This is a genomic window from Petrotoga sibirica DSM 13575 (assembly GCF_002924625.1).
Taxonomy (GTDB): Bacteria; Thermotogota; Thermotogae; order Petrotogales; family Petrotogaceae; genus Petrotoga; species Petrotoga sibirica.
Genome location: NZ_JAHC01000008.1, coordinates 20,075 through 38,204, shown reverse-complemented (window position 1 = coordinate 38,204; position 18,130 = coordinate 20,075). Strand labels below are relative to the sequence as shown.

The window sequence follows — 18,130 nt, the reverse complement described above, 5'->3', positions numbered from 1 at the left end:
TGTGGTATAATTAACAAAAGAAAATTCACACAATGGAGGAATGACCCTAGATGGAAAAAACCTACAATCCACAAGAAATAGAGAAAAAATGGCAACAGAAATGGCAAGAAAAAGATGCTTTTAAAGTAGTGAATGATGATTACCATAAAAAATACTATGATTTGGTAATGTTTCCTTACCCTTCGGGGACTCTCCATGTTGGCCATGTAAAAAACTATGTCATAGGTGACGTTATAGCTCGATACAAGAGGATGAGAGGGTACAGTGTGATGCATCCTTTTGGTTTTGATGCATTTGGTTTGCCTGCTGAAAACGCAGCGATAGAGAAGGGTAACATTCATCCCGAAGATTGGACTATGCAAAATATCAATATCATCAGAAATCAAATTAAAAAGCTTGGTATTAGTTATAATTGGGATAGAGAAGTTATAACGTGTAAGGAAGATTACTACAAATGGACACAATGGATATTCTTACAATTGTATAAAAATGGGTTAGCCTACAAGAAAAAGGCACCTGTGAATTGGTGTCCAAACTGCAAAACGGTACTAGCTAATGAGCAAGTTGTTAATGGAAGATGTGAAAGATGTGGGACCTCTGTGGAAATTAAACAGTTAGAGCAATGGTATTTCAAAATAACTGACTATGCTGAAAAGTTGTTAAATGATTTAGAAAATTTGAACGGATGGCCTGAGAATGTCAAAACAATGCAGAAAAATTGGATAGGTAAAAGTGTGGGAGCCGAAGTCGAATTTAAACTTGATAATGGCAAAGGAAGCTTGAGAGTTTTTACCACCAGGCCTGATACCTTGTGGGGAGTTACTTTTATGGCGTTATCTCCTGAATCACCTCTTGTAGAAGAGTTAACAACTCCAGAAAATACTGAAATAGTAAATAAATTTTTGCAAAAAGTGAGCTTGCAAGATAGGTTTAAAAGAACCGCTGAAGGAGCAGAAAAAGAAGGCGTTTTCACTGGAAGTTACGCCATAAATCCTGTGAATGGAGAAAAGATACCTATTTACGTAGCAAATTATATTTTATACGAATATGGTACGGGGGCAATTATGGCTGTTCCTGCGCATGATCAAAGAGACTTTGAATTTGCGAAAAAATATAATCTTCCCATCAGAATTGTTATAATGCCTGAAGATGACAAGTTAAATGAAGAAAAGTTAGAAAAAGCTTACGTTGGAGAAGGAGTTTTGATAAATTCCAGAGAATTTACGGGGTTAGATAACCAAACAGCAATTAAGAAAATCTCTCAATGGTTAGAAGATAAAAAGATCGGAAAAGTTGTCACCCAGTACAAATTGAGAGATTGGCTCATATCAAGGCAAAGGTATTGGGGAGCTCCGATTCCCATTGTATATTGTGAAAAATGCGGGGTAGTTTCTGTTCCGGAAGATGATTTACCTGTAAAGCTTCCCAGGGACGTTGAATTTGAACCAACCGGAAAAAGTCCTTTGATCGATCATCCCGATTTCAAAGAAACAACATGTCCAAAATGTGGTGGAAAAGCTAAAAGAGAAGTTGATACTATGGATACCTTTGTGGATAGCTCATGGTACTATTTGAGATATGTGAATCCAAAACTAGGAGAAAAACCTTTTAATAAGGAAGATGTAGATAATTGGTTGCCTGTAGATCAGTATATAGGTGGAGTCGAACATGCAATTTTGCACTTACTTTATTCAAGGTTCATAACCAAAGTGCTGAAAGATCTTGGGTATTTCAGTTTTGATGAGCCTTTCAAAAATCTTTTCACTCAAGGTATGATATACAGGAACGGGGCTAAGATGTCTAAATCAAAAGGTAACGTTGTGTCTCCTGAAGAAATGATCGAAAAATATGGTAGCGATGCTTTAAGAACTTACATTCTTTTTATGGCTCCTCCAGAAAGGGATGCAGAATGGAATGATTCAGGCATAGAAGGTACATACAGATTCTTAAATAGGGTTTGGAATATGTACATGAAAATACAAGATAAGATAATTCATCTTGAAAATAACTCAAATTATCTTTTGAAAAATAAATATGAAAAGGATTTAAGAAGAAAATTACACCAAACTATTGAGAAAATAACGAGCGATATAGAAGGTAATTTTCAATTTAACACCGCAGTAAGTTCCCTTATGGAACTTTTGAATGAATTAAACTCATACCTAAACAATACAGATGAAAAAGATTGGAACCTCAACTTACTAAAAGAATTTTCTGAAGATTTTGTATTGATGTTGTCTCCTATTGCTCCTCATATAAGTGAAGAATTATGGAAGAATTTTGGAAAAGATGGTTTTATATTTAAAGCAAGTTGGCCAAAGATCGATAAGAATGCTTTGAAAGCAGAAGAAATTACGTTAGCCGTACAAATAAACGGGAAGTTGAGAGCCCAGATAACGATTGATGTTAATTTAAAAGAAGAGGAAGTAAAAAGTTTTGTCTTAGAGGATGATAAAGTTCAAAAATATATAGCAGGTAAAAAGATAGAAAAAATCATTTATGTCCCAAAAAAAATCATAAATATAGTGGTCAAGTAATAAATAACAAATAGGAGGTGAAAAAAGTTTTTCACCACATTGTAAATAAACTATTATTAACACGTTGGTGAGAACTTTCGTATAAATATGAAATCACCAAAAGTTCCCAAACCTACAATAAAAAGATTAGCCATGTACAACAGATTTTTAAAAGAGCTAGTGGAAGAAGGAATACCAAAGACTTCTTCAAAAGAGATTGCTGAGGCTCTTAACATAAAGGCTTCTCAGGTTAGAAAAGATCTATCTTATTTTGGAGAGTTTGGAAAGAGGGGCGTAGGATACGATGTTGAAGATCTATGTTTAAAGATTCAAAAGATTTTAGGAACAGAAAGGATTTGGAACGTTGCAATTATAGGAGTAGGAAACCTTGGTAGAGCTATTTCTCATTATCCTGAATTAGAAAAATACAAGTTTAAAATAGTTGCAGCCTATGATGTAGACAAAAGAAAAATCAATTCTAACTTGTTACCCGGTATTCCAATAAAACATATTAAAGAACTAAAGAATAAAAACAATGATCTTGATTTTGAAATAGCGATATTAACTGTTCCATCAAATGTGGCTCAAGAAGTTACAAATATATTAATAGAAGCCGGTGTAAAAGGGATATTGAATTTTGCCCCAGTAACTTTGAACTCCGATGATCATGTTGTTATTGAAAATGTTGATTTTGTTATTTCTCTTAAAACGTTAACGTATGAAATAGTTAGTCAAAATTTGTAAAATCTGACACCCGAAAACTTACGTTTTCTCTATTGATTACAATCAAATATATTAAAACAATAAGGAGGCTAATGTTTTTTGCTTAATATAAATTATCCTGTTTCTCTAGATACATTAAAAAAGTTAAAAAATGGTGATAAAGTTCTGTATACGGGGAAAATTATATTTGTTACTCCTGAAGCCTTAAAAAGGCTTGAAAAGTATTATCAATTGGAAGGGGTGCCTTTATATAAATTTGTTGGGGAATTTGTTACTTGTGGAACTTTTAATTTGGCTCACGGTGAGATTAAAAATATCAGTATCACAGAAATATCCGATTATTTTGATTTTCTGTTTGAAGGAGGAGCCAATTCTTTAATAGTAGATAAGTTACTCCCAAAAACATTAAATCAACTGAAAAAGTACAATAGGCCCATTCTTAAAACGCTTTCTAAGTCTATCAGTTTTTTCGATCCAAAAGTCCTTTTTTATAAAGATATTAAAAATGGGGGGATTATAGAAGTTTGGACAAAAAGGCTTCCTATAGAGGTGTTAGCATTTGATGAAAAGGAGCAGTTAAGAGATATAAATAATGCCGAATTTTAAAACTCACATATTAAGCGGTATTTTGGGGTTCCCTGTATTCTTTTTAGTGTTCAATTTTATTTATAGTCATTTGTTTTACGAGGTTTATTATGTTTCAGGTGAGATCGTAGCTTCTTATTTTCTCTTTGTTGTTGGGAGTGATTTCCCCGATATTGACCACCAAAATTCTTTTATAAACAAATTAATGAGATTGTTTTTAATTTTTGGAAGTGTGTACTATCTCTTTGAATATGATTTCTTGTATAGAGAGTATCTACCTTTTTCTTATAACCTTTCAAATTTTATTTTGATAGTTGTAGGTGTTTTACTAGGATTACTTTTAGGAATAATTTTTAACAAACTATCGAAACACAGAGGATTGTGGCATTCATTTTTAATTGGTGGTATACTCTCTGTCATCATTTACTTACTTAATTTAAAATATAGAACCCCTATAAACATACTGTACAGTTTGAGTTACTTTGTAGGTTTCTCATTGCATGTTATTTTAGATAAGAATCTCAAAACGAAATAGGGAAACAGAATCATTCTTGCCCTATTTTGTTTTTCTTCTCTCTAAATTTTCAACAGCTAAAGGTTTTTGAAGATAAAGAGGTTCCAAGTTTTTTATTTTTACTCTTTTACCTTTCAATGTTTCTGCAATTAGAGATTCTTCTTCAATGTTTGAATAAAATACTTCATTTTCCAGTTTATATTTGTTTTTAAAATATTCAGCTTCTTCATTTATTAAAATACAATTGTTCATAGAATTTATTAAAAAATCTTCAAAGACCATTTGAGGGCCAAAGATTCTTTTCCCATCTTCGTATATAGATGCATATGCGGCATTCTCTCGTGCTCTTTTTAAAACAGTCAACTTTTTTTTCTTAAGATCATGGTTATTATTCACCACGGAACGATACAAAACATCAGAAGAGAAAAAGGTATAAACTTCTTTTTCTGGGTTATCTATTAAAAGTCCTTGTAAAGTAGAAATAGCTACTCTGATCCCGGTGAACGATCCGGGACCTATATCTATACCAAACTCATCTATATTTTTTATATTTGTTTTTGATTCTTCTACCACTTCTTTGATCGCTTTAGCGAGGTAATTACCCGATTTGTTCTCAGTCAAAATCCTTGTATAAATCTTATTTTTTTCATCTTGTAATAAAACAAGTATATTTTTTAGAGTAGTTGAAAGTATTAAAAGATTCAATTTATTCACCTTCTTTTGTTTTGTCTTTTAATTTTAAGGCGGTTTTATATGCGTTGATTGATGCATTATACTTCCCTGCAACCTCATAGGATTTTGCCAAAATTAGAAACGCCTTATAATCTTCTGGATTTTTTAAAATAAGTTTTTCTGCCAAATGTGTAGCAAACCTTCCTAATTTCAATGTACATAAAAAATTGATTTTTGAATACGTGGGGAACAATTCAAAATACAAGAAAATTATAAAGAGAGCAGTTAATATAGAAAACCAAAAATAGGCGAAGATTTTTCTTGCTGATGATTCTTGTGAGTCTGTTGTTTGCTCTATCGAAGTTGCTTTATTACTTTCTAATTCTAACGCAACAGGTAAGTTTTCTATTCTAGTAATTTGCATTTGAAGTTTCAAGATCTCACTATTTATTTGTTCGTTGAAAGATAAAGACAAGTTTTCAAAATTTTCATCAACGACTGGGACTTTTTCTTGTATATTCTCTAATTTAGAATTTAAAGCTCTTAATAACGGTAAAAATATGTTGTAAAGTAAATTTTTTTCTATAGTGAGTGCCTTTAAATTCTCTCCAACTTTGTACACTTCAGATATAAAAGAAGACAATTCTTGTTTTTCGACAAAAAAAACCTGATCGTTCAATGAAGTTAACCTCTGTTTTAAATAAAAATAATTTTTAAGTTGAGAATATGCTACTACAGATTCATTTATGGAATTGTGTTTATTTAAAAATGTCAGTAATTTATATGCTCCTAGGTACTTATCTTCCTCAACTAGATATTTAGATTCAGAAATAAATTTTTCAAACAATATATAATTAGTTGCTGGTACGAAAACTTCAATAAACTTTTCAATGTCTTCATCAAAATAGATTGGGGAAGAAAGAGAATTACTTATAGTTGTTCTGATAAAGGTTTCATAAGAATTAACTTGCAAATACTCTTTCAATCCCTCTAATTTATATAAATATTTATAATAAGATTCTTCAAAATTGCCTGTGTTAAATATTTTATTCAAAATAGGTATGATTTCAGGAAAGATGAAAAGAATTTTATTGGTATCTTCCTCTGGAATAAAAAAATTGGTGCCTAATACTCCCAAGTTAATGCAAAAATTTTTTAGGTCTTCAGAAATAATGTAATTAACAAAGTTATAATTTCTATATTTGTTAAACAAAGAGATCTTAGCTGATATTAAAGAGCCTGTATCAGTAATTCTAGCATCACTAGGATTTTCTACAATATAGTCTAAAAAATATTCCCATGATAATTCCAGAGTTGCCGAGTTTTTTGAAAGATTTTCTATTTCTTCGATAGTTAAAGCCCATGAAAAAATAGACAGAGTCGAAATAAAGATTATCAATAATATGTTTTTCACACAAATTGCACCCCTTCTAATTGGACTTATCCAATCTTCAATATTATACAACAATTTAGCTTTTTTGAATCTTTACAAATCTTTCTTTAATATTTTAGTACTAATAATGTATAATATTTATAAAGAAAAAAATAAGAGAAGGGAGAAATTTAATATGGAGAGTAAATGGAAGGTTTTTTGGGACCCAAAGGCTTCTTATTATCAAGAAAAAGAAAGAGTTGCAAAAACCTTATCTAGTGTTTTAGGTATTTCCAATTTTTTGGCAAAGCTATTAGTATCTAGAAATATCGAAACACCCGAAGAAGGAGATAAGTTTTTAAACCATTTGGAATTGGAAAGCTTTGACCCTTATTTGATGAAGGATATGTCAAAAGCCGTAGAAATTCTCAAGCAAATCAAAGAAAAGAAAGAAAAAGTGGCGATCTTCGGTGATTACGATGTTGATGGGGTAACCGCGACTTCCGTTTTGTATCTTGGTTTAAAAAAATTAGGTTACGATGTAACTTCTTACATTCCGTCCAGAATAGAAGAAGGTTATAGTCTAAACATTAAGGCTATATCCGATTTAAAAAGTAAAAATTATAACAATATTGTTACTGTTGATTGCGGTACAACATCCATACGAGAAATTGACTATGCAAAAAGTCTTGGAATGAAAGTTATAGTTACCGATCATCATTTGCCTCAAGAGAATCTTCCAAAAGCAGATGCGATATTGAACCCAAAAAGGAAAGACGATGAATATCCTTTCAAGGATCTGGCAGGGGTCGGAGTAACTTTTAAATTACTACAAGCCCTTTACAAAAGTTACGATGATTCTTTGGACCCTTTCGAATATATAGACCTTGTGGCAGTGGGCACTATTGCTGACATAGTCTCGATAACCTCAGAAAACAGATATTTGGTTAAAATAGGATTGAACAAATTAAAAACCAATCCAACGAAAGGTTTAAAATATTTACTGGATGAATTGAAGATAGTTGATTCTGAGATAAATTCCCGAACCATCACTTTTAAAGTTGCTCCCAAGATAAATGCTGCGGGAAGAATGTCAGATGCACGTGCAGCGTTTAATTTGTTAACTGAAAAAGATGAAGAAAAATTAAAAAAAGCGGTTTCAGAATTACTCCGACTAAATTCAAAAAGGCAAAGTACCGAAAAGGAAATCTATTTATACTCTTTAAGTTTGTTAGATTTGTATCCTGAATATAAAAAGGACCCCGTGTTGGTTTTAAGTGGAGAAGACTGGCATATGGGAGTTCTTGGGATAGTGGCTTCCAAACTGTCGAATCAATTCAATAAACCCGTTTTGATGATATCAAAAAATCAGGAAATGGGTAAAGGTTCAGGAAGAAGTCCCCAGGGCATAGATTTAATGGAGCTTCTTCTCAAAGTCAATGAAAGAGGTGTTTTTGAAGAGTTTGGTGGTCATAAGTTTGCCGCGGGTTTTTCCCTTCTCTCTGAAAATATAGAAACTTTAAGAAAGGGGATTAACGAGGTTTACAAAGAGTTATATGGGAGCAAAAAATTAGCCTCTCAAATTGATGTGGATATGGAAATAGAAGGAATATGGGAAACGATGTTTGAAGATATAAACATGTTAGAACCTTTTGGATATGGGAATGAGGAGCCTGTTTTTTTGATAAGAGAAGCTAAACTAGAAAACATAAGATTCTTTCGTAATGGTTCTCAAAGTTTTTCAGGAACTCTCAACAAAGATTCTTTAATCATAGATGTTTTAGGATACGATTTAGGATACAGATTAAGCGAGTTAACTGATAATAAAAAAAGAGACCTTGTTACAGATCTTGTTGGCACCTTTAGAATAGAGAACTCTTATAATTTAAAAAACAGCTATGTTAAATTTTACTTGCAAGATTTGAAGATTAATGAGAGAATAGAACAAGAAGAAACTGCAAAATGGAACTTTGCATCTAATATTCTTCAAGATGAGCTGAACAAGATCATGAATGTAGAAATATTAAATGATAATTTAACCAGGGGTAAAGTAGCAATGTTTCTTCCAAGTAAGATCAAAAATGATTCTTTACTGAAAAAAGTTCAGTTATCATTAGAAGAGCATCAAAAGCTGATAATCGTTTCCGCAACAAACAGTTTATTGGAACACATATATAAGATAATAAACACTTATTTTCCAGAGAATTTATTATACTTTAGCAATCAATATATCCTTACGCCAGAACTTATATCTAATTATAGTGTGATATTCGTTACAGTACCTAAATTTATTAAAAATTGTGAATTACTTGATTCTATGCAAGCTGAAATTATTATCGACGAACCATTCTATTCATTATTCCATCCGGTAGTGAGAAAAGTTCCGGAATATCAGCAATTTAGGAAATATGCTCTTCAAAAGCCTAAAATTAGTATTTTCAGTTCTATTTACAGCGAAGAGTTAAAAGAAGTTTTAAAAAGAGCGGGATTTAAAATTCTTATATCTTTTTCGAATAATAATAGCTTTGAAGTGGTGAGAGAAAGAAACAATATTCTTGGACTTTTGAAGGATTACACAAATGAAAGAAATGGCAAAGTATTGGTCTTGAATGATTATGAGAGACAAAAATCTTTAGTGAGACTGTTAGACGAAAAATTACAAGTTGATGAAAACGATATAAGACTTTTCAACCATTCAATGAGTTTTAGGGAAAAACTTATTTCTAGAGAAAAATTTAAAAATGAGAAAGCTAATTTTTATATAACTTCGTTTTCTAACAACGGTATAGCGTTTGAAGTTAAACAATTCTCACCCATTTTAATAATTGTAGATGTTCCAAAAACGGACATAGAGCTTTTGGACTTGGTTTCTACATGGATGAAAAAGACTCAAAGAACAACTATCATATTGGCTTACAATAATCGGTTCAAAGTTAAATTACTTTACGAATATTCAAGAAAGTACCCATCTTTTAAAGTATTAAAACGTGTCTATGATTTTATAGAAGATGGACATTGCAATGTGGAAGAGATACAAAATTCTCTTTTGAAGGGTGATAAATCGTTATCAGAAACTGTTTTAAACGTGATGGAAGATGCCAATTTGATAAAGGTGAATGAAGAAGAAGTGGAAATATTGGATAATTTTAATCTAAAGGATTTACGTGAAAGCTCTAATTTCAAAGAAAACATATTAGATAATTGGATATTGAAAAATTCTATCAATTTCTATGAAAATTTAGATACAAGGGAATTAATTGAATTCTTGAAAGGCAGTTCTAAAGCAGGAGCGAGAAGTGTATAAATTGAGTAAAGATTTAAGAACGACGTTAGATCTTGATTTAGTTTTACTAAATGAAAATTATCAAATATTAGAAATAAAAGAGATGTTAGCAAAGAACGGCGTTTTTTGTAAGATTTTTCCTTCGCCAAAGTCCGTGTTGCAAGCTTGTGCACCGGTTATTTGTTTTTCCTCTAAAGATAAAGAAAAAGTCATTTATATATTAGATGAAAATGGAGTTAAATATGATTTGGTTAAATTGGAGAAAGATATCATATGGGAACTTTTAAGAACTTAAAAGTATATGGAATAGATTACGGAACGAGTAAGTGTGGTATAGCTTTTTTAAAACAAGATGTAAATATTCCGTTACCAAAGGCAACGGTACCGTCAGAAAAACTCTTAGAATATCTGATTTCGTTGGATTTAAGCCATGACGATTTAATCGTTTTTGGATTACCAATTTCCATGTCAGGGAGATATTCAAAACAGAGTTTTTTGAGTATAGATGAAGCTATAAGGGTAAAAGAAAGAATAGGATGCAAAATTTACTTTGTGGATGAAAGATTAACTACTTCCACTTTATACAGTGAGTTTAAAGGACAAGTTAGTTACAAAAAGGTAAAAGAGACCAAAGACCAAAATAGTAGTGTACTCATTCTTTCCAATTTTATTCAAAGCCCAGGAAACGCCATTGCCTTGGCAGAAAAAGAAATATATAATCTAAAAAAAAACTTTTCAAATTACAAAGATGTCTTGATCTGGGATATTCCGATTAGTAATGAGGTTAAAAATTTTTCTATTTTTGCAAAAGATCCTTGGGTATTTTGGTTTTACTACAAAGAAGGATTTAGAAGTACCACTTTGATATCTGACCTAAAAGATTATTATGATTTAATTATAACAACTAAAGAAAATGAAGATAAAATTCAAGTGAATATTAATTATAGTGAATTGATGTGCCTGTAGCCTAACGGATAAAGCGTTGGACTCCGGATCCAAAGATGCGGGTTCGACTCCCGCCAGGCACATTTTTAATAAAGTAAAGTTGTAGGATGCGGGAGGCTAAAGCAGGTTTTAGGTAACTTAGAATGATGAAATTATTTTTTTTAAATTTTGAACTCTCTATATAAGAAATAGACGCTTTAGAAATAAAAAGATTTTCAAAAACAAGATTTTGATTTTAAAAGAGTCACAGGGCGGAGCCCTCCCCCAATCTGCTGGGTAAAGGGACCGCAGGTCCCTTCCTTAGATGGGCGGGCTGCGGGGCAAAGGGGAGCTAAAGCAGTAATGTAAGTATTTTTAAAATTTTAAAATCTCTATTAAGAAAAAAATAGGAGGTAAATTATGGCTAAATCTGATTTAGGAATAGATTTAGGGACTGCAACATTTGTTGTATACCAACGTGGTCAAGGTATAATCCTTGAAGAACCTTCCGTGGTAGCTATAGATAAAAGTAAAAAAAAGATGTTGGCAATAGGAAAAGAAGCAAAAGATATGGTTGGGAAAACTCCTAGTCAAATACAAATTGTTCGGCCCGTACAGGATGGGGTTATTACGGATCCCGGCATCATAGAAGAAGTATTGAGATATTTTGTTAAAAGTGCTAAATCCAAAGGTTTAAATATGTACAAACCGCGATTAATCATAGGGATACCGGCTTTAACTACCGACGTTGAAAGAAGGGCGGTTAAAGAGGCAGGGAGTAGAATTGGTGCTTCTAAAGTATTTCTTATAAGCGAACCCTTGGCTGCAGCTATAGGTAGTGGAATAGATATCACAGAACCTAACGGTCATATGGTAATCGATATAGGAGGAGGTACAACCGACTTAGCGATTTTGAGTTTAGGAGGTTGCGTTATAAGTGAAACGTTAAAAGTTGCAGGCGAAGCGATGGATCAAGAAATAATTAAATATACTAAAAGACGATATAAATTTTTGATCGGTGAAACTACCGCTGAAAGGTTGAAAATCGACATAGGCAAGGCTTATTCTCAAGAAGAAAATCTTGAAATGGAGGTTAAAGGACAGAATATCAAAACAGGGCTTCCTTCGAATTTAAAACTAACTTCGGATGATATTTTCTATGCGATCAAACCAATATTGAACGAAATAATAAATAAAATAAAAAATATTTTAGAAAAAACCCCTCCAGAATTAGCCGCGGATATAATGCAAAATGGACTTATAGTTGTTGGAGGGGCTGCAAGATTAAGGGGATTGGATAAATTAATATCGGAACAAACTGGTGTAAAAACGTACATTCCAGAAGATCCACACCTTACTTGTGCAAAAGGTACAGGAATTTTGTTGGAAGACATAGAATTATTAAACAAAGTACAAGTAAATTAGAACTATTCACCACAGGGGGAAATAAAATGAGAGGAATATACAATGCAACAGCTGGTATGCTCAACTCTTTTGCTGAACTGAATTCTATTTCTAACAATTTAGCTAATCTTAACACTGTTGGTTACAAAAAGGATTATAACCTATTTAAAAGTGTATACGAAAAAGAAATTAGATCATATCAAAACGTACAAGGAAAAGGGGAACCAATAGGGAACATTTATAGTTCAGTTGTTCTAGATGATGTAATTCCAAATCTCGAACAAGGATCTTTAATTGAAACAAATGGAAAGTTGGACTTTGCAATAGAAGGGGAAGGATTTTTTAAAATAGACAGAAACGGTAACTTTTTTTACACACGAAACGGTGAATTTTCTATTAGCCCTGAAAGTTACCTTGTCACCAAAAGCGGTGATTACGTGTTAGATGAAGAAAATAACCCTATATTTGTAAATACAGAAAATTTTTTTGTGGACGAAGAAGGTAATATATCAGGAACAAACGTAAGATTAAACGTCCTAAATATAGAGAACTTGGATAAATATGGTGAAAATTATTTCATGGGTGAAGAGATAGGGCAAGCAGGTAACTTTCGTTTGAGACAAGGTTATCTTGAAGGTTCAAACGTTGATGCTCTAAATGAAATGATTAAGATGATCGAAGCAAATAGAAAGTTTGACATACTACAAAAAGCAGTATCGACAGGGGATTCACTCAATGCAAAGCTTATTGAAATAACTTCAAACTTTTAACTCATTTAGATAATTATAAAGATTTTTAAATGGAGGGGGTAAATTATGTTAGTTTCGTTATATAATGCAGCAACTGGAATGAATGCCGAACAAAGAAAGTTAGATATCATTTCAAACAATCTAGCAAATGTGGATACAACGGGATATAAAAAGCAAAGAGCTGAATTTCAAGATTTGCTATATTCGACTGTAAAAGAAGCCGGTACCCCAACCGCTCAAGGATCAATTTTACCAACAGGTCTTTATGTTGGTCATGGCACACGGTTGGCTGCAACAACACGGATCTTCACGTTGGGAAACATAGAGCCAACAGACAATTCTACTGATATAGCAATCATGGGAGATGGATTTTTTCAAGTTCAGATGCAGGATGGAAGTATAGCCTATACTAGAGATGGTTCTTTTAAATTGGATGCCAACGGTAGACTTACTACCAGTGATGGATTGATGGTTATTCCTAATATAGTGATCCCTCAAAATGCTGTGGGAATAAACGTTTCTCCGGATGGAATAGTGAGTGTTTCTTTGGGAGATGGAACGATTCAAAATGTAGGAAATATCACTACTGTGAGATTTTTAAATCCTGGAGGGTTAAAACCCTTAGGAAATAACTTATATTCTGAAACGCCAGCTTCCGGTAATCCGACGGAAGGGATACCTGGTCAGGATGGATTTGGAGCTTTACAGCAAGGTTATTTAGAAAAATCCAACGTCGATGTTGTTAAAGAGATGGTGGACATGATTATTGCACAAAGAGCTTACGACATTAATTCTAAAACTATCACAACGGCTGATGAAATGTTGAGAACCGTTTCAAATGTTAAGAGATAAACCCTAATCTCCCTTGAACTTTTTTAATGGTATTAGTTAAATGACAGGGAGTTGATGCTTTTGATACGATTAATTAAAATTATATTTTTTTCTGTGATGTTGTTGGTATCATCAATTGTTTTCTCAAAAATGGTTTTTACTATTCCCCCTATTATAGTCAGTGAAGATAGAATTTTTTCTCTTAAAGATATCTTTCCTGAGACGAAGTCAGATAGGACTATTTCTTATATAGTTAACGATAAGATAATTTATTCTGAAAAAGAGCTTTCTAAAATTTTGTACGGTTTAATGAGTAGTTATTACAGTGATTTTGATCTTGTTTTTGAAGAAAGTACGGTTACGGTTGTATACAAAAACGAAAATCAACACATAGATGTTCATTACATTGAGTTAGAAAATTTCTTACAACAAAAGATAAAAGAGTACGACAATTCTTTGACTGTGAATAGTATTGATTTAAAGGTTCTCCCTGAAAAGGTTTTATCGGCGGAAGTAATAAGGATCTTTCAAAGCTACGATAAGTTGTATGTAAATTTGAATATAAAAGATGATAAAAACAATCAAAAGACACTTACAGTTATTGCTAATGTATCGAAATATGAAAAAGTACTTGTATATTCCAAAGATTTAACTAGGGGAACCATTTTGAATGAAGAGTTAACAGAACCAGCCACTAAAAACGTTTTATCTATCAACAATAAACCTGTAGATTTAGAATTGATAAGATCCGGAAGTTATGAATTAACGAAAGATGTAAAAAAAGGTGAAATAGTAGATTCAATTTATTTAAGACGTATACCTGATGTGAAAGCAGGGGACATTGTAACGGTTTTGGTAGAATTTGAGGGCATAACGGTTTCTACTTTGGCAAGGGCTATGGCAAATGCTAATTTTGGAGATACTTTGAGCGTTAGAAATGTTGAAAGTGGAAATATTATAACTGGTAAATTGAAGGAAGGCCCTATACTTATGGTTAGTTTAGGAGGTTCGCAAAAATGACTGATATAAAGTTTTCAAAAGTTTTTATTATTTTCTTAATTTTTCTAGTTTCAACTAGCCTTGGTTTCTCTGAATCATTATGGAATAAAAGCGATGAACAAGGTAACTCTATTTACAACTATAACCAGGATTTTGGAGTAGGAGATGTTGTAACGATTGTAGTTTCCGAAAATCCTTCCCTCACTTTATCTGAAAATATGCCTGATTACAAAAAAGCGTCTGTTGGTACGATTAACTCAGTAGTAAATAATATAGGAGGGGTAGATTTATCTAATTTTTTACCTATTGGGGCTGGAGATCCAACGCAGGTTAGTGTACAAAACAATCAAAAAAGTTCTTCTTCTTCTGCAGAGGTTCAATTATTTGTATCTGGTATAATTCAAGAAAAAGATCAAAATGGACTTTTAAAAATTAGAGGAGAAAAGGAAATTAAAGTGGGGAATAACAGGAATACTATGATTGTTGAAGGTTATGTTTCTCCCAAAAACATAGCAAAAGACGGAACTATTTTTTCTTCTAGTTTAGCTAATGCAAAGATTTGGTACGATGGAGATATAGTTTTCCAACAGGATCCTAACGAACCGTCATGGTTAACTTCTATACTTTCAGGAATAGCAAATATATTTTTTTAGAAGGGAGTCAAAATGAGAAAAAATTTATTTGTCACCTTTTTATTAATTTTAATTATAAGTGGTTATGCCTTTGCTGGAGTTAGAGTAAAAGATATCTCGAATTTCAGAGGTGCAAGGGACAATCAATTATTTGGAATCGGTTTAGTTACAGGTTTAGATGGTACAGGAGATTCGGGGGATGTACCCTCTGAGATGATAAATAATATGCTGACCAACTTTAACATCAATCTTACCTCTTATGTTGAAACAGAAAATACCGCCCTTGTTATGGTTTTCGCTGATATACCATCTTTTTACAAGGAAGGTATGAGGTTAGACGTTACTGTAGCTGCTATAGGTGATTCTGATTCAATTGAAAATGGAGTCTTAATGCAAACGCCTCTTTATGGTGCTGATAATAGAGTTTATGCTGTTGCACAAGGTAATGTTTTAACTGGTGGAGCCAATGTCCGTTCATCATCTAACCTACAACAAAGATATAAAGCAGTCGGTTATATCCCTGAAGGGGCTATTATAGAGAGAGAAATTCCTGCTCGGATTGTAGATGAAGACACTGTGACTATCAACTTGAAACAACCAGATTTTACAACATCGGCGAGGGTTGCTAACGCAATAAATTCAACTTTTTCATTAAAAATCGCCAAAGCCCTTGATCCATCTTCAATTAAGGTAGAAGTTCCAAAATATTTTGAAGATGATATAATATCTTTTTTAGCTTTAATTGAAGAGATAGAGATTACTCCCGATGTAAAAGCCAAGATAGTGATCAATGAAAAAACTGGAACGATAGTTCTTGGAGGAGATGTCGGAATAGCTGATTTCACTGTTAGTTATGGTAACTTCAGTGTAAGTGTTGAAAACGGGAAAATAAGTGGGAAACCAGCAACGGTTGCGAATTTGATTACAGCTTTAAAAACGGCAGGAGCAACTCCTCAAGATATAATTGCAATTATTCAAAGCGCTAAAGCTTACATATATGCTGACTTGGTGGTGATGTAAATGGCTAACGTAATTGGACCAGCATTTAATGTATCAGGTATAAATTATAATGAAATAGGCGTGAGAGAGGCAACTGAAGCCTTTGTGTCAGATATCTTTGCAAAGATACTGAACTCTGCCCAAGATGATAAATTGTTTAAAGAAGATAAATTAATTCCGGAATCAAATACAGAAAAGTGGATTAAAGAATGGATAAATGTTGAATATGCTAATTTATTGACTCAACAAAGCTTAAAACCCTTGGTTAATCAAATTGTTAGTTCATTTCCTCCAGAACGGTAAAATCATTTTTCATTTTTTGTGCAAGAATTATTTCCTCTTGTTCTAAAACACCTTCTGATATTTCTTCTTTGAAAACCGACTTAAAACCTATTTCAAAAGCTTTGACAATCTCCATCTTTGAAATAGGTTTTTTAAAAATTGTTTCTAAATCGATGGTTGAACTAATTAAATGCTGTTTTATCCAATCAGTATGAGAGTATTTAAAAGAGTTAATGTAGGTTTCATAGTCATGCTTAATTGGAATTGAACCATGTTGAAGAATGAAATTTGCCGTTCTGTATTGTGCGCTTCCAATTAGTTTCTTTCCATTAACTTTCACTTCATAAAATGAGGGTGCATCATAGCAAAGATCCTTAGTTACACCTTCTTTTTTTGAACTTTCAAGATCCGCTTCAATTCCTAATTCGTGTAGTGATCTTACCAGCGCTTGAGAGATTTTCAAGTAGCTTGCAAGTAGATTATTTGGTAAGTTTTCGTTGTTAATAAAGGTTGAAAAAGAATAGGTTATTTCATTATTGTGTAAAACCGCTCTCCCACCTGAGGGCCTTCTTACAACAGAGATATTGTTACTATTTATAAACTCCCAGTTTAGGTTGTCTGTTTTTTGATGTTTGCCAAGGGATAAGGTGGGGTCTTTCCATTGGTATATCCTTAATGTGGAAATTTTTCTTATTGCACTGAGTTTGGCTATTGATATGTCTAATGCCATATTCATCCAGCCTTCATAAGGCTTATCAACAATAATTTTGATCATTTGGTTTCTCCTAAAGGGAATTTTTTTGGAATACCTACTTGCCTTGGATATTTTTGAGGTGTAGTTCCAATTTTTTTAAAAAGTATCATATACCTTTTCTTCTTATCTTCTCCAATTTCGTATTCAATTTCTTTGAACTCTGCAATATTTAGCTTTTTCAGCACGTTTCGTGTATATTCCATCTCATTTTTGAAATAAGATGGGCCTTTGAATAGGGATATAAAGCTATTTACTTTCACTAGGGGGGCCAAATATTCTAATGCGATATCACTTCTGGCTAACGCTTTGCATGTGGCAAAGTCAAAAAATTCTCTATGGGTTTTAGCAAAATCTTCCGCTCTTTCACAGAACAAATAAACGTTAGTTAATTTTAACTCTCTTATAAAAATTTTCAAAGCTTGAATCTTTTTTGATACGCTATCTACTAGGTAAAATTCTTTTTCCGGGAAGTATATAGCCCAAGCTAGGCCAGGTATACCTCCTCCGGTTCCTATGTCTACGATCTTTTTTGAGATTAAAAAGCTGTTCTCTGATTCAATAGGAATTATACTGTCTAAAATAAGGTTTTCATAGGCATCTTTTTTGTTTTGATATGCGGTCAAATTAACCGGGTAGTTAACTAACATATTGATATATTTATTAATTTTTTTAGCCTTTTCATCTGAAGCTTTCATTGACAAAACGCTCCTTATATGGTATAATTCCTTTGGATTGGACATTTCGTTCGTATTGGTGGAGACGTAGCCTAATTGGCTAAGGCGTCGGTCTTGAAAACCGATGGGGTTACACCCCGTGTGGGTTCGAGTCCCACCGTCTCCGCCATTTTTAAACTTAAAAAACCGCCAGAAGGCGGTTTTTTTGATAAGGTTA

At 32.6% G+C, this 18,130-nt stretch carries 18 protein-coding genes and 2 tRNA genes; 16 read left to right on the top strand and 4 right to left on the bottom strand.

From position 1 onward, the window contains the following. Window positions 1-50 precede the first annotated feature (50 nt). The 4 genes from leuS (at window position 51) to AA80_RS02185 (ending at window position 4,359) form a co-directional block, all read left to right on the top strand. A complete protein-coding gene (gene leuS, locus AA80_RS02200) occupies window positions 51-2,537 on the top strand; it encodes a leucine--tRNA ligase (RefSeq protein WP_103066173.1) in 2,487 nt (828 codons plus the stop codon). 87 nt (window positions 2,538-2,624) lie between these two features. Then, entirely contained in the window at window positions 2,625-3,260 is a 636-nt protein-coding gene (locus AA80_RS02195) for a redox-sensing transcriptional repressor Rex (RefSeq protein ID WP_103066172.1), read from the top strand. Between the two features lie 78 nt (window positions 3,261-3,338). After that, on the top strand, window positions 3,339-3,845 hold the full coding sequence (locus tag AA80_RS02190; protein WP_103066171.1) for a hypothetical protein: 507 nt from the start codon (window positions 3,339-3,341) through the stop codon (window positions 3,843-3,845). Further along, window positions 3,832-4,359, top strand: a complete 528-nt coding sequence (locus AA80_RS02185) for a metal-dependent hydrolase (RefSeq protein WP_103066170.1) — start codon at window positions 3,832-3,834, stop codon at window positions 4,357-4,359. Before AA80_RS02190 ends, AA80_RS02185 begins: the two co-directional genes overlap by 14 nt. Window positions 4,360-4,380: 21 nt before the next feature. Here AA80_RS02185 and tsaB read toward each other — a convergent pair whose 3' ends face one another. Both tsaB and AA80_RS02175 read right to left on the bottom strand, forming a co-directional pair. After that, entirely contained in the window at window positions 4,381-5,043 is a 663-nt protein-coding gene (tsaB, locus tag AA80_RS02180) for a tRNA (adenosine(37)-N6)-threonylcarbamoyltransferase complex dimerization subunit type 1 TsaB (RefSeq protein WP_166667787.1), read from the bottom strand. 1 nt (window position 5,044) lies between these two features. Then, window positions 5,045-6,424, bottom strand: coding sequence for a hypothetical protein (locus AA80_RS02175; protein WP_134080043.1), 1,380 nt, complete (start codon window positions 6,422-6,424; stop codon window positions 5,045-5,047). A 154-nt stretch (window positions 6,425-6,578) separates the two neighbouring features. Between AA80_RS02175 and recJ the strand changes: the two genes are divergently transcribed. From recJ to AA80_RS02120, 11 genes are all read left to right on the top strand, one after another. Then, window positions 6,579-9,686 (top strand): single-stranded-DNA-specific exonuclease RecJ, encoded by a 3,108-nt coding sequence (gene recJ / locus AA80_RS02170; protein ID WP_166667788.1) that lies wholly within the window; start codon window positions 6,579-6,581, stop codon window positions 9,684-9,686. Then, window positions 9,679-9,960: a putative Se/S carrier-like protein gene (locus tag AA80_RS02165; RefSeq protein WP_103066166.1), complete on the top strand. Its 282-nt coding sequence runs from the start codon at window positions 9,679-9,681 to the stop codon at window positions 9,958-9,960. The genes recJ and AA80_RS02165 overlap by 8 nt, the downstream gene beginning before the upstream one ends. Continuing rightward, window positions 9,939-10,631, top strand: coding sequence for a RuvX/YqgF family protein (locus tag AA80_RS02160; RefSeq protein ID WP_103066165.1), 693 nt, complete (start codon window positions 9,939-9,941; stop codon window positions 10,629-10,631). The genes AA80_RS02165 and AA80_RS02160 overlap by 22 nt, the downstream gene beginning before the upstream one ends. Beyond that, window positions 10,622-10,693, top strand: a tRNA-Arg gene (locus tag AA80_RS02155). The genes AA80_RS02160 and AA80_RS02155 overlap by 10 nt, the downstream gene beginning before the upstream one ends. 316 nt (window positions 10,694-11,009) lie before the next feature. After that, window positions 11,010-12,014 (top strand): rod shape-determining protein, encoded by a 1,005-nt coding sequence (mreB, locus tag AA80_RS02150; protein ID WP_103066164.1) that lies wholly within the window; start codon window positions 11,010-11,012, stop codon window positions 12,012-12,014. A 26-nt stretch (window positions 12,015-12,040) separates the two neighbouring features. Then, window positions 12,041-12,763, top strand: a complete 723-nt coding sequence (locus tag AA80_RS02145) for a flagellar hook-basal body protein (RefSeq protein ID WP_103066163.1) — start codon at window positions 12,041-12,043, stop codon at window positions 12,761-12,763. 45 nt (window positions 12,764-12,808) lie between these two features. Then, window positions 12,809-13,594 carry a flagellar basal-body rod protein FlgG gene (gene flgG / locus AA80_RS02140; protein ID WP_103066162.1) on the top strand — a complete coding sequence of 262 codons (786 nt, stop codon included), beginning with the start codon at window positions 12,809-12,811 and terminating at the stop codon, window positions 13,592-13,594. Between the two features lie 60 nt (window positions 13,595-13,654). Beyond that, complete coding sequence (gene flgA / locus AA80_RS02135) at window positions 13,655-14,593, top strand: flagellar basal body P-ring formation chaperone FlgA (RefSeq protein WP_166667789.1); 939 nt, start codon at window positions 13,655-13,657, stop codon at window positions 14,591-14,593. Further along, on the top strand, window positions 14,590-15,225 hold the full coding sequence (locus tag AA80_RS02130; protein WP_103066160.1) for a flagellar basal body L-ring protein FlgH: 636 nt from the start codon (window positions 14,590-14,592) through the stop codon (window positions 15,223-15,225). Before flgA ends, AA80_RS02130 begins: the two co-directional genes overlap by 4 nt. A gap of 12 nt (window positions 15,226-15,237) precedes the next feature. Further along, complete coding sequence (locus tag AA80_RS02125; protein WP_103066159.1) at window positions 15,238-16,224, top strand: flagellar basal body P-ring protein FlgI; 987 nt, start codon at window positions 15,238-15,240, stop codon at window positions 16,222-16,224. Then, window positions 16,225-16,506: a hypothetical protein gene (locus AA80_RS02120; protein ID WP_103066158.1), complete on the top strand. Its 282-nt coding sequence runs from the start codon at window positions 16,225-16,227 to the stop codon at window positions 16,504-16,506. Here AA80_RS02120 and AA80_RS02115 read toward each other — a convergent pair. Together AA80_RS02115 and rsmG are read right to left on the bottom strand one after the other, a co-directional pair. Continuing rightward, the gene (locus tag AA80_RS02115) at window positions 16,481-17,260 is read right to left on the bottom strand and encodes a lipoate--protein ligase family protein (protein WP_103066157.1); all 780 of its coding nucleotides are present in this window, start codon (window positions 17,258-17,260) and stop codon (window positions 16,481-16,483) included. The genes AA80_RS02120 and AA80_RS02115 overlap by 26 nt on opposite strands. Continuing rightward, window positions 17,257-17,934, bottom strand: coding sequence for a 16S rRNA (guanine(527)-N(7))-methyltransferase RsmG (gene rsmG / locus AA80_RS02110; protein WP_166667790.1), 678 nt, complete (start codon window positions 17,932-17,934; stop codon window positions 17,257-17,259). The genes AA80_RS02115 and rsmG overlap by 4 nt, the downstream gene beginning before the upstream one ends. A gap of 60 nt (window positions 17,935-17,994) precedes the next feature. Between rsmG and AA80_RS02105 the strand changes: the two genes are divergently transcribed. Beyond that, window positions 17,995-18,082 (top strand) — tRNA-Ser (locus AA80_RS02105). Window positions 18,083-18,130 lie beyond the last annotated feature (48 nt).

Excerpts from the sequence above, each read along its gene's own strand:
- rsmG (WP_166667790.1), bottom strand. The coding sequence starts at position 17,934 with ATGAAAGCTTCAGATGAAAAGGCTAAAAAAATTAATAAATATATCAAT.
- AA80_RS02115 (WP_103066157.1), bottom strand. The coding sequence starts at position 17,260 with ATGATCAAAATTATTGTTGATAAGCCTTATGAAGGCTGGATGAATATG.
- recJ (WP_166667788.1), top strand. The coding sequence starts at position 6,579 with ATGGAGAGTAAATGGAAGGTTTTTTGGGACCCAAAGGCTTCTTATTAT.
- mreB (WP_103066164.1), top strand. The coding sequence starts at position 11,010 with ATGGCTAAATCTGATTTAGGAATAGATTTAGGGACTGCAACATTTGTT.
- leuS (WP_103066173.1), top strand. The coding sequence starts at position 51 with ATGGAAAAAACCTACAATCCACAAGAAATAGAGAAAAAATGGCAACAG.
- AA80_RS02130 (WP_103066160.1), top strand. The coding sequence starts at position 14,590 with ATGACTGATATAAAGTTTTCAAAAGTTTTTATTATTTTCTTAATTTTT.
- AA80_RS02120 (WP_103066158.1), top strand. The coding sequence starts at position 16,225 with ATGGCTAACGTAATTGGACCAGCATTTAATGTATCAGGTATAAATTAT.
- AA80_RS02145 (WP_103066163.1), top strand. The coding sequence starts at position 12,041 with ATGAGAGGAATATACAATGCAACAGCTGGTATGCTCAACTCTTTTGCT.
- AA80_RS02195 (WP_103066172.1), top strand. The coding sequence starts at position 2,625 with ATGAAATCACCAAAAGTTCCCAAACCTACAATAAAAAGATTAGCCATG.
- AA80_RS02125 (WP_103066159.1), top strand. The coding sequence starts at position 15,238 with ATGAGAAAAAATTTATTTGTCACCTTTTTATTAATTTTAATTATAAGT.
- AA80_RS02185 (WP_103066170.1), top strand. The coding sequence starts at position 3,832 with ATGCCGAATTTTAAAACTCACATATTAAGCGGTATTTTGGGGTTCCCT.
- AA80_RS02160 (WP_103066165.1), top strand. The coding sequence starts at position 9,939 with ATGGGAACTTTTAAGAACTTAAAAGTATATGGAATAGATTACGGAACG.
- flgG (WP_103066162.1), top strand. The coding sequence starts at position 12,809 with ATGTTAGTTTCGTTATATAATGCAGCAACTGGAATGAATGCCGAACAA.